The 10,939-nt window shown below is 59.4% G+C and carries 8 protein-coding genes and 1 riboswitch; of the genes, 1 reads left to right on the plus strand and 7 read right to left on the minus strand.

The features are described 5' to 3' along the window. Window positions 1–87: 87 nt before the first annotated feature. From atzF to ACSZPU_RS19350, 7 genes are all read right to left on the minus strand, one after another. Window positions 88–1,887, minus strand: a complete 1,800-nt coding sequence (gene atzF / locus ACSZPU_RS19320; protein WP_499002100.1) for an allophanate hydrolase — start codon at window positions 1,885–1,887, stop codon at window positions 88–90. Beyond that, a complete protein-coding gene (gene uca, locus ACSZPU_RS19325; RefSeq protein ID WP_499002103.1) occupies window positions 1,884–5,486 on the minus strand; it encodes an urea carboxylase in 3,603 nt (1,200 codons plus the stop codon). The genes atzF and uca overlap by 4 nt, the downstream gene beginning before the upstream one ends. A 177-nt stretch (window positions 5,487–5,663) precedes the next feature. Further along, window positions 5,664–6,296 (minus strand): urea amidolyase associated protein UAAP2, encoded by a 633-nt coding sequence (locus tag ACSZPU_RS19330; protein WP_499002105.1) that lies wholly within the window; start codon window positions 6,294–6,296, stop codon window positions 5,664–5,666. 10 nt (window positions 6,297–6,306) lie between these two features. Continuing rightward, window positions 6,307–7,035 carry an urea amidolyase associated protein UAAP1 gene (locus ACSZPU_RS19335; protein WP_499002108.1) on the minus strand — a complete coding sequence of 243 codons (729 nt, stop codon included), beginning with the start codon at window positions 7,033–7,035 and terminating at the stop codon, window positions 6,307–6,309. 4 nt (window positions 7,036–7,039) lie between these two features. Then, the gene (locus tag ACSZPU_RS19340; protein ID WP_499002111.1) at window positions 7,040–7,816 is read right to left on the minus strand and encodes an ABC transporter ATP-binding protein; all 777 of its coding nucleotides are present in this window, start codon (window positions 7,814–7,816) and stop codon (window positions 7,040–7,042) included. Then, the gene (locus ACSZPU_RS19345; RefSeq protein WP_499002113.1) at window positions 7,813–8,628 is read right to left on the minus strand and encodes an ABC transporter permease; all 816 of its coding nucleotides are present in this window, start codon (window positions 8,626–8,628) and stop codon (window positions 7,813–7,815) included. The genes ACSZPU_RS19340 and ACSZPU_RS19345 overlap by 4 nt, the downstream gene beginning before the upstream one ends. Before the next feature lie 22 nt (window positions 8,629–8,650). After that, window positions 8,651–9,709, minus strand: coding sequence for a putative urea ABC transporter substrate-binding protein (locus ACSZPU_RS19350; protein ID WP_499002116.1), 1,059 nt, complete (start codon window positions 9,707–9,709; stop codon window positions 8,651–8,653). A gap of 57 nt (window positions 9,710–9,766) precedes the next feature. Continuing rightward, window positions 9,767–9,865: riboswitch (guanidine-I (ykkC/yxkD leader) on the minus strand. Between the two features lie 222 nt (window positions 9,866–10,087). Here ACSZPU_RS19350 and ACSZPU_RS19355 point away from each other — a divergent pair. Then, a complete protein-coding gene (locus ACSZPU_RS19355) occupies window positions 10,088–10,711 on the plus strand; it encodes a glutathione S-transferase family protein (RefSeq protein ID WP_499002118.1) in 624 nt (207 codons plus the stop codon). Window positions 10,712–10,939: the final 228 nt, after the last annotated feature.

A 10,939-nucleotide genomic window follows, 5' to 3' on the forward strand; every position in this document is an offset into this window, starting at 1 on the left:
CGGCCTCATTTCTCGCTGCCGTCCAGATCAGATGCATCGCTCTCTGGGCTAAAATCTTGTGACGACACTATCTAGAGCTACTTCACATTAAGGCCGACTGGCAAGCCACGCGCGCCATCCGCCGAACTCGGTGATGTCCGTTGCGCCCTGCAATCCATAATTTTCACAAATGAATCCCGTCAGCCACTGACCCTGTTCGAGCTCCACTTTGCCCAAGCCCAGCGGTGCCGGGATCCCCGCCAGAAACGATCCCAGCTCGCAGGACGGCAGTTCCCACACCTCTACCGCAATCGCCATACCGCCTTCGGCAACGCGCACCATCCCTGGACGTTTGCCGTCCGCCAGTGCATACAGACGATAGCCAGGCGCACTCAGCGTCGCTTCTACCAGACGCCCCTGACGCTGGCGCAATTGATAATTAAGGGCCAGACCGTCCAGATGCGCCCCGCACACCACGACCTGCACCCGGTCGTTTCCGGCTGTGCGCGCGGGGATATCGGCCGCCATAGCGCTGCCGCCGGGTAGACCCAGCGGCTTCACGCGCTGCAACGCATCCGCCACGCTCAGCAGATACTGATCGGTAAAGGCGCGGCCAAACAGGGTCACGCCAGAGGGCAAACCATTGGCCATAAACCCGACCGGCACCGCCACGGCAGCGTAATCCAGCAGGTTCATGAAATTGGTGTAGTAGCCTAAATCAGAATTGCGCTTCACCGGTTCTTCGCGCAGTTCGGCCAGCGTCACCGGGCGCGGATAGGTCGGCGTTAACACGCAATCCAGCCCGTCGAGCAGCGCATCGCACTGGCGTTTATAGCCCTGCAATTGGTAAAGCCCGTCAAAGGCGCTGACCGCATCCGTACCGGGCGCTTTTTGCAGCACATCGCGGATAACCGGCAGTACCGCATCCGGCCGTTGTTTAATCAGTTGGCCTGCCACATGGTATCGCTCAGCCACCCACGGCCCTTCATAAAGCAGTCTGGCCGCCGCCAGGAACGGTGTGAAATCAAGCGTAACCGGGACTCCACCCAGCGCTTCCAGTTGGGCTTTGGCGTGATAAAACAGCGCCTCGCTCTCGGCACAACCAAGAAACTCCAGCTTATCCGGCACGCCAAAACGGAACCCCACCTGCGGAACGCCAAACGCCTGCGCGCTGTTCCATAGCGGGTTGTGGCGGCTGAAATCGTCGTTCCGATCCTGGACCGCCGTCAGTGCCAGTAAGGTGCTGGCCTCGGCGGCCGTGGCGGTAAAGAAGGTAACGCAATCCAGAGTACGACAGGCAGGCACCACGCCCGCCGTTGAAATCAGCCCTTTGGTGGCTTTCAGGCCCACCAGATTGTTCAGAGAGGCGGGAACGCGCCCGCTCCCGGCGGTATCGGTGCCAAGTGAGAAACTGGCGACGCCCAGCGCCACCGCCAGCGACGATCCGGCGCTGGATCCACCCGACGGATATTCGGGATGCACGCTATTGCGACAGGCACCGTAAGGCGAGCGGGTACCGTTCAGACCGGTGGCGAACTGATCGAGGTTGGTTTTACCCAGCGGAATCGCCCCCAGCGCAATCAACTGGCGTACAAGGGTGGCATCCTGTTCCGCCATATACGCAAATGCCGGACACGCCGCCGTGGTGGGGACACCCGCCAGATCGATATTGTCTTTGATGGCAAACGGAATGCCGTACAGCGGCAGCTCATCCGGCTGATGCTGTTCCAGTGCCGCCAGATACGGCTCCAGCTCGGCATCATTGAGGATATGAATGAACAGATGAAATTCCGGGTTGAGCGCCATCGCCCGCTCACGCAGTTGCGTGATGAGTGTACGCGGCGTTATCTCGCCGCTGCGATAGCGTTTTGCCAGCGTGTCGAGGCGTAAATCAAAGGTCTGTGTCATTGTGCTTTCTCCATCACCACTACGCATTGCCCGGCGCGCACGGACGTTCCCGGCTGCACCCTAACCTGACTGACCACGCCGTCGTGCGGCGCGGTTAACGGAATTTCCATCTTCATCGACTCCAGCACTACCAGCACCTGGCCCGCTTTCACCACGCTGCCCGGTGCCACATTGACCTGCCAGAGGTTGCCGGAAACCGGGCTGTCGACGCCGCTTTCCCCGACCTCAAGCGGCGCATCATCTCCCTCTTCGGCCATCACATCGCTGCTATCGAAGTGGGCCTGGCCGCTGGCAATCCAGCGATCGCGTTCGGCGGCAAACGCCTGTTGTTGATGGGTGCGATTCGCCGCAATGCTCTGCGCCTCATCGGCAAGAAATTGCTGATACTCCGCCAGGCGCAGCGTGGTCTGCTCGATACGCAGCGGATAGCGGCCCAGCGGGAAGTCACAGCGAATGGTGAGCAGTTCGTCGGCGGAGACCGGGTAGAAGCGAATCTGATCGAAGAAACGCAGCAGCCACGGCTTGCCGCCAAAATCGGCCACCTCGCGATAGCGGTTCCACATTTGCAGGGTGCGGCCCACAAACTGATAGCCTCCCGGCCCTTCCATGCCGTACACGCACAGATACGCGCCGCCAATGCCGACAGAGTTTTCCGCCGTCCAGGTGCGCGCCGGGTTGTATTTGGTGGTCACCAGACGGTGGCGCGGGTCGAGCGGTGTCGCCACCGGTGCGCCAAGGTAAACATCTCCCAGCCCCATCACCAGATAGCGGGCATCAAAGACGGTTTTATAGACCTCATCGATATTTTCCAGATCGTTAATCCGGCGGATAAACTCGAGATTGCTCGGGCACCATGGCGCGTCGCGGCGCACGGTGGTCATGTATTTTTCAATCGCCTTCTGACAGGCCGGGTCATCCCAGGAGAGCGGCAGCCAGACCACGCGCGACGGCACATCCAGATCCTCGCACTGGCACACATCCGCCCACAGATCGCCAACGATCGCCAGCAGGCGGCTAAGCGTCAGGGTTTCCGGCTGGTAATGTACCTGCAGCGAACGAATCCCCGGCGTCAGGTCGATAACCCCGTCCAGCGCGCGGGACTCCAGCGCTTGCATCAGAGCGTGACCGCGAAAACGCAGCACCAGGTCGAGCTCCGGCTCGCCGATTTCCAGCAGCAGATAGGTATCGCCAGAAAGACGCGCCACCAGCCGTTTGTCCCCTTCGCCGGTCTCCAGCACCACCGGCGAGGCCAGCGCGGCAGGATGCCAGTTGAAGGCCACCGGTTGCAGCGTTTCCACTTCCTGGCGCCCGGCCTGCGCCAGCAGCCGGGCCGTCGCCACATCCACCGGGACGAAACGCACCTTGTCGCCCGCTTTCAGTTGCCCAAGCTGGTGCAGGTCGGCTTCGATAACCGTCACCGGGCAAACGAACCCCCCCAGACTCGGGCCATCAGGGCCGAGGATCACCGGCATATCCCCGGTGAAATCGACCGCACCAATGGCATACGGGTTGTCATGAATATTGGACGGGTGCAGCCCCGCCTCGCCGCCGCTATCACGCACCCACTCCGGCTTCGGCCCAATCAGGCGGATCCCGGTACGGCTCGAGTTGAAGTGCACTTCCCAGTTGGTGGCAAAGAAGGTGTTGATATAGTCGCCGGAGAAATATTCCGGTGCCCCATGCGGCCCATAGATCACCCGCAGTTCTCGCACGGCAGGCAGCGTGGTGTGCAACGCCTGTGCTAACACCGCCCCGGTTGCACGATTCGCCAGCGGGCTTAGATGCAGCACATCGCCGGTATGCAGCGCACGCCCGGCATGGCCGCCAAACTGCCCGAGGGTGAAGGTACTTTTGCTGCCGAGATAATCCGGCACATTGATGCCGCCGCGCAGGCAGAGATAGCTGCGCACCCCGACGCCGCTCACCTCTCCCAGACGCAGCGTGCTGCCTGCGGATATCGCAAACACGGTATTCATCGCCAGCGTTACGCCATCGAGCGTCACACCCGTGGCTGCCCCGGTCACCACCGCCACAGCGTCGGTATTAAATTTCAGCGTCGGGCCGGTGAGCGTGATTTCCAGCGCGGCAGCGGCTGCGGCATTCCCCAGTAACGCATTGCCCAGGCGCAGCGCGCGGTCATCCATCGGGCCAGACGGCGGCACACCCACCGCCCAGTAGCCCTGGCGGCCAGGATAATCCTGCACCGTGGTTTGGGTTCCGGCACTCAACACCTCAAAGGTGATGGCCTCGTAGCGCAGCCCTTCCAGGCAACGCGTCCAGGGTTCACCGTCCGCAAACGGGGCGAAGGCTAAAATCTGGCGCAGGTACTGGCGGTTGGTCTCCACGCCGTACAGACGGGTCGCCCCCAGCGCGACATCCAGGCTGGCAATCGCCTGCTCGCGCGTGGGCTGCCAGGTGATGATTTTCGCCAGAATCGGATCAAAAAACGGCGGCACTTCGCAGCCCGCTTCCACCCAGCTGTCAATGCGCAGCGTGTGGCGATCGTCGGCAGGAAACGCCACGTCGGTCAGCAGCCCCGGTGACGGCTGGAACTGGCGGCCCGGATCTTCGGCATAGACGCGCGCCTGTACGGCATGACCCTGCGGCACAAGGCCCGCAGCCAGCTCAGCCAGCGGCGGGAGATCACCTGCGGCCAGTTCAATCATCCAGCGCACCAGATCCACACCCCAGACCTGCTCGGTGACGCCATGTTCCACCTGCAAACGGGTGTTCACTTCGAGGAAGTAAAAGCGTTTTGCGTCGCTGTCATAGACAAATTCGACGGTCCCGGCACTGCGGTAATTGACCGCTTTGCCCAGCTTAATGGCCGCAGCACACAGCGCCGCTTCCATGCCATCCGGCAGGTTCGGCGCGGGGGTCTCTTCCAGCACTTTCTGGTTACGGCGCTGCACCGAGCAGTCGCGTACGCCAAGGGCAATCACCTCACCCCGGCCATCGCCAAAAATTTGCACTTCCAGATGACGCGCGCGCTCGATGTACTTCTCGATAAATACGCCCGCATCGCTAAAGTTGTTTTTGCCCAGCCGCACCACCGCGTCAAAAGCGTCGGCCAGTTCATCGGCGCTGTAGCACACCCGCATCCCGATACCGCCGCCGCCCGCGGTGCTTTTCAGCATCACCGGGAAACCGACAACGTTCGCGGCCTGCTGGGCTTCGTCGAGATTCGCCAGCAGCTCGGTGCCTTCCAGCATCGGGACGCCATGGGTTTTAGCCAGCGCACGGGCCGTGTGTTTTAAGCCAAAGACCCGCAACTGTTCCGGCGTCGGGCCAACAAAGGCAATGCCTGCGGCTTCGCAGGCTTGCGCAAAAGCGGCGTTTTCGGAAAGAAAACCGTAGCCGGGATGAATCGCCTGCGCACCGCTGCTACGGGCGGCAGCGATAATTTTTTCGCTGACCAGGTAGGTCTGTGCCGCCGGACCGTCGCCCAGGCTAATAGCTTCATCGGCGTCGCGAACATGCAGGCTGCTGGCGTCGGCCTCAGACCAGACGGCCACGCCTGTGACATTCAGCGTGCGCAAAGTGCGCAGGATACGGCAGGCAATCGCCCCACGGTTGGCAATCAGGAGTTTCGTAAACATAGTCAGCACTCAATGCTGGCGGGTCGTCCCGCCGAAATTCGGCACGCCTTATGGCCGTCCATAAGGGGCAAGTCGTTTACGGACGCGGTTGTGACTCACGCGTCTGACTGAGGGGCAAACGGTTCGCGCGCACGGCAAACAGGCGATAAATCAGGTGGCGCAGACGCGCAAAGCGGGTCAGTTCCATACCAGCACCTCTGCCGGCGTCGGGTTCCAGCCATTGCACGGGTTGTTCAGCTGTGGGCAGTTGGAGATAAGCACGATGACGTTGCATTCGGCATGCAGCTCAACGTATTTCCCCGGCGCGGAGATACCGTCTTCGAAGGTCAGCCCGCCTTCCGGGGTCACCGGAACATTCATAAAGAAGTTGATGTTGGCACCAATGTCGCGCTTATGCAGGCGGCCATCGTGCAGGCAGGCACAGAGGAAGTTATCACGGCAGCTGTGCATGTGGCGTTTATCCAGCGCATAGCGCACGGTGTTGCTCTCCTGAGCGCAGGCACCGCCGAGGGTGTCATGGCGGCCACAGGTATCATCGACAATTGTCAGCAGCGGGTTGCCCATATTGGAATACAGTACGCTGCCGGTGGTCAGATACGCATTGCCCTGGCGGCGCAGCGTGCGCTGAGGATCGTAGCGTTCACGGGCGTTGTCGGCGTTATAAAACAGTGTATCCACGGCCTGGTTGCCTTCCAGATCCAGTAAACGCAGGGTCTGGCCCTTTTTCACTTCAAACAGGTACGGTTCTCCTGCCGGGATCACGTGGCGAAAAACGGCCTCTTCAGGATGTTTCTGGCTATTTACAGTCATCTGCGGCTCCTTACAGGGCAAATAAGCGGGTGTTGGTAAAAGCACGTCCGTTTTCCGGGCGGGTCATCAACGCTTCGATGGCAGCGGCTTCATCTGCCGCCTGTCGCCAGGCCAGTTGCACCGGACGCGGCGCATAGTCGGCGGCGGGATCCATCGGGTGTTGCAGGGCGGTCAGCACCACCAGCACGTCCATCGGCGCGAACAGCTCAACGTAGCTGCCCGCCTTCGACGCACCGCTATGGAAGGCAAAAGCGCCCTGCTCATCCACCGTGACTTTGCTAAAGAAGTTCACCACCATCAGCAGGTCTTCAAGGTTCAAATCCCATTTGCCCATCTCAACCAGCAGGTTGTCGGCACCGTTGCGGAAAAAGCCGTTACGCAAATCCTGATAGCGCCCCTGACCGTATTTCTCCTTCACTTCGGCGGCATTGAGTACACCGCCAAACGGGTCGTGCCAACCGCAGGTATCGGCGACAATCCCCGCCAGCACGCGTCCCATGTCGGAGTAAAAACAGTGGCCCGCCGTCAGACGCGCGGTATGCTGGCCTTTTAAGGTATCCGGCAGGTTCAGGCGTTCGCTCTTTTCATGCGGGTTGAGCATCATCAGGCTGACGTTGGCACCGCCTTCGATGTCAGTCATACGCAGGATCTGCCCGCGCTTGAGGATAAAGGAGAGACTGCCGCCGCCTGGCAGCGTCTCTTCACGCAGAACAGATGTTTCTTTTTCTAATAAAGTCATAATGTTAATTCCTTAACGCGTAAACATTATCGAGCGGCGGCGTGGTCATTTCCGCCAGCCGCGCTTCATTCAGCGGAATGTCGTAGGTGATGCGCGCGCCGTACGCGTTGGGTTCGTGTGGGTCGATACGCACCTTGTCGAACACCAGCAGCCGGGTGCCGAGGTTAAAACCCTCGGAGAGATCGTGGGTGACCATAAAGACCGTCATCCGGGTTTCGCCCCACAGCTGCAGCAACAGGGCGTGCATGTCTTTGCGAATACCGGGGTCCAGCGCGCCAAAGGGTTCATCCAGCAGCAGCACGCGCGGCTGCATAATGAACGCCTGGGCGATGGCGAGGCGCTGCTGCATGCCGCCGGAGAGCTGGGCCGGATATTTATCCAGCGCGTGCCCCAGGCCGACTTTTTGCAGCATCCACTGCGCCCGCTCCCGCGCCTCACGTTTGCTCGCACCGAACAGGCGGCCGAGGAAGCGCGCATTCGGCAGCTCAAGGCCAATGGTGACGTTATCGAGCACGCTTAAATGGGGAAAGACGGAGTAGCGCTGGAACACCACACCACGGCTGCGGTCCGGCTCCGCCGGCAACGGTTTGCCATCAAGCAAAAGCGAGCCGCGACTCGGCGCTTCCTGGCCCAGCAACAGGCGCAGGAAAGTCGACTTACCGCAGCCGGATGCACCGACCAGCGAGCAAAACTCCCCTTCTTTCACCTGCAAATTGAGCCGTTCGAGCACCACGTGCGCGCCGTACTCCTGCCAGACATTGTTAACGTCGATAAAGCTCATGCCTTCCCTCCTTCCGCCCAGGGAAAACAGGTTTTGTGCAACTGACGCAGGCCGAGATCCATCAGCCACGCCAGTAGCGTTATCCACACCACGTAAGGGATGATGACGTCCATCGCCATATAGCGCCGCACCAGGAAAATGCGATATCCCAGCCCTGCCGTCGAGGAGATGGCTTCTGCCGAGATGAGAAACAGCCAGGCCGAGCCCAGCAGCAGCCGCAGCGAGGTCAGCAAGCGGGAGAGAAGCTGCGGCAGTACCACCCGCAGCACCAGCGTCCAGCTTGATGCCCCTAACGTTTGCGCCTTGATCAGGATCTCCGGCGGAATTTCACAAGCGCGATGTTCAAGGTCGCGGGCCAGCATCGGGGTGATGCCGATAACAATCAGCATCACTTTCGACAGCTCATCCAGCCCGAAAACGATGAACAGCACCGGCAAAATAGCCAGCGGCGGGATCATCGACAGCACGGTCATCAGCGGAGAGAGCGAGGCCCGCATCATTGGAAAGACGCCAGCGGTAATGCCTAGGCACAGACCAATCAGCGAAGCAATCACCAGCCCGGTCAACAGACGGGCCAGGCTCACCAGGGTATCCACCCAGAAGAGGTAGTCGCCGCTGCGTTTATCCGGGGAAAACGCCATTCGTGACATTGCATCCAGCATTTGCTGCATACCGGGCAGAAGCTTATCCTGCGGGTTAGCGTCCAGCCGCACCGCTGAGCCCAGAAAGTACGCCGCCAGCAAAATGACGAAAGGCAGCAGGACCAGCGTCAGGCGCATGCCCCGGGTCGGATGGCGGTTAATGTGTCGCATGGCGTGAGTTCCCGTCATTTACTTAAAGCTTGCCGTCAGCGGCCAGCTTCACGAAGCTGTCGTCAAAGCGCAGCTTCACGTTGCCGGTGTCGCCTGCGTTCACGTTGCCCGGGAAGGCCATCCCAATGAAATTCGCACTCTGCGCGCCGTCGCCGAGCAATCCTTTATCAAAGGAAAAGGTCGCCACGCGCTGCATGGTTTTCGGTAAATCCGCCGAGGTGACGAACGTCAGGTTATCCGCCGGGGTGTAGAAGAGATGGGTGGTTTTGAGCTGTGCCTGATAGCCCGCCAGGTCGGTACCGGACGCCGCTGCCATCGCGCTCAGCACGCCTTTATCCTGCGCCTTCATCTGCGCCATCATTTCGTACCACGCACCGGTCAGGGCTTTACCCAGCGCCGGGTTATCTTTCAGGGTCTGGCTGTTGACCACCATCATGTCGATGATTTCGCCAGGTACCTGTGCGGAGCTGAATACCTCAGTGGTTTTCGGCGTGCTTTTGATGACTGACAGTTGCGGATTCCAGGCCACGGCCGCCTGCACGTTTGGTGTACCGAACGCCGAGACGATATCCGCATCAGAGGTGTTCACCACGGTGACATCTTTTTCTGCCAGACCGGCTTTTTCCAGGCTGCGTACCAGCAGATAGTGGGAGACGGACAGCTCCGGGAGATAGACTTTCTGTCCTTTTAAATCTTTAACGGCTTTACCTTCGCCCTTCATCACCACGCCGTCGTTGCCTTCGGAGTAGCTGCCCAGAATCAGCGCGGTGGTGTCCACCCCGCCTGCGGCCGGAATGGTCAGCGCATCCATGTTAGTCATGGTGCAACCGTCAAACTGGCCTGCGGTGTACTGGTTAATGGATTCGACATAGTCATTGAGCTGCACGATATTGATTTTGATGCCGTATTTGTCGGCCCATTTATCAATGATTTTGCTGTTACTGATGGCGCCCCACGGCATCCAGCCCGCGTAGATTGTCCAGCAGACATTGAACTCTTTCTTCACGGCAGCAAAGGTTGGGAGAGTGGTCAACATGACCAGCGACAGCACGAGAGAGCGGAGTAATGGAGATTTCTTCATTATTGACCTCTGATTGGTACAAAAAAAGGGGGCAGCGCGACACCCACTGGTGCTGCTGTCTCCCGGGTTTTTGTCCCGCCGTGTAACCTCTCAGAGGTCGCCAGCTCTTGGACCAGACATCCGCCTTGGCGAACCGGAACCCTAGCCAGCTATTTTCAAATTGTGTGTTGCACTGCGATAACGTTACTGCAAGCGCTATGCCAGATTGCGATTAATGACATTTCAGTCACTTAGCGATAGCAGACGGCGAACGCCACCATTTTGGTGAACCACAATGAGGCAGCGCACCACGCTGGTGCTCCACCGCACCGTAGCCACGCGGTGCACCGCTGGTGTATTGTTTTTGAACGATTAATCTCGCAAAGGGCGATGCGTGTCATGCTGAAAATACTGGGTAAAACGTCTTCAATTAATGTGCGTAAAGTGTTGTGGACATGCGAAGAAGCCGGGCTTACCTATTCGCAGGAAGATTACGGCAGCGGGTTTGCCTCAACGGAGACGGACGCCTTCCGGGCCATGAACCCGAATGCGATGGTGCCCGTATTGATTGAAGGCGAGTTTGTTCTCTGGGAATCCAACTCTATTTGCCGCTATCTGGCACGTAAAGCAGGCCGCGATGACCTGTTGCCAGCCGAACCGCAGGCCTGCGCCAACGTGGAGCACTGGATGGACTGGCAGGCAACCGAGTTTAATAACGCCTGGCGCTACGTTTTCCCGGCGCTGGCACGCAAAAACCCGGCCTATAACGACCAGAACGCGATTGCCGCCGGCATTAAAGAGTGGAATCACTGCATCGGGATCCTTGATCAGCAGCTGCAGCGCACGGGCGCATGGTCCGCCGGGGAGACCTTCACCCTTGCCGATATCGTGCTGGGGCTGTCGGTGAATCGCTGGAAGATGACGCCGTTTGAACACCCGGATTTCCCGGCGCTGAACGCCTGGTTTGAACGTTTAAATCAGCGCCCTGCCTTCCTGCGCCACGGGAATAACGGCACCGCATAACGATCCTGAATTCTTTATTTTCCCCGCGCGATTGCCGGGGAAAATATCTCATCACTTCGCATATCCTCCCCTTATTCTCTGGTGTAAAGTATTTTTATTACTGATTGTCATTTAATTTAGCTTAAGGAGCGGAAATCCATAAAGAAAATAGTGTTAGCGAATTCAGATAATAAGTGCAACGCTCGGACATGATTGTGGAGAGTGTAGGAGGAAGGGTTAACTACCGAT

This window comes from Phytobacter sp. V69, from assembly GCF_965644215.1.
Taxonomy (GTDB): Bacteria; Pseudomonadota; Gammaproteobacteria; order Enterobacterales; family Enterobacteriaceae; genus Phytobacter.

Bases quoted from the DNA above. Each gene is read 5' to 3' on its own strand.
- atzF (WP_499002100.1), bottom strand. From the start codon at position 1,887: ATGACACAGACCTTTGATTTACGCCTCGACACGCTGGCAAAACGCTAT.
- uca (WP_499002103.1), bottom strand. From the start codon at position 5,486: ATGTTTACGAAACTCCTGATTGCCAACCGTGGGGCGATTGCCTGCCGT.
- ACSZPU_RS19330 (WP_499002105.1), bottom strand. From the start codon at position 6,296: ATGACTGTAAATAGCCAGAAACATCCTGAAGAGGCCGTTTTTCGCCAC.
- ACSZPU_RS19335 (WP_499002108.1), bottom strand. From the start codon at position 7,035: ATGACTTTATTAGAAAAAGAAACATCTGTTCTGCGTGAAGAGACGCTG.
- ACSZPU_RS19340 (WP_499002111.1), bottom strand. From the start codon at position 7,816: ATGAGCTTTATCGACGTTAACAATGTCTGGCAGGAGTACGGCGCGCAC.
- ACSZPU_RS19345 (WP_499002113.1), bottom strand. From the start codon at position 8,628: ATGCGACACATTAACCGCCATCCGACCCGGGGCATGCGCCTGACGCTG.
- ACSZPU_RS19350 (WP_499002116.1), bottom strand. From the start codon at position 9,709: ATGAAGAAATCTCCATTACTCCGCTCTCTCGTGCTGTCGCTGGTCATG.
- ACSZPU_RS19355 (WP_499002118.1), top strand. From the start codon at position 10,088: ATGCTGAAAATACTGGGTAAAACGTCTTCAATTAATGTGCGTAAAGTG.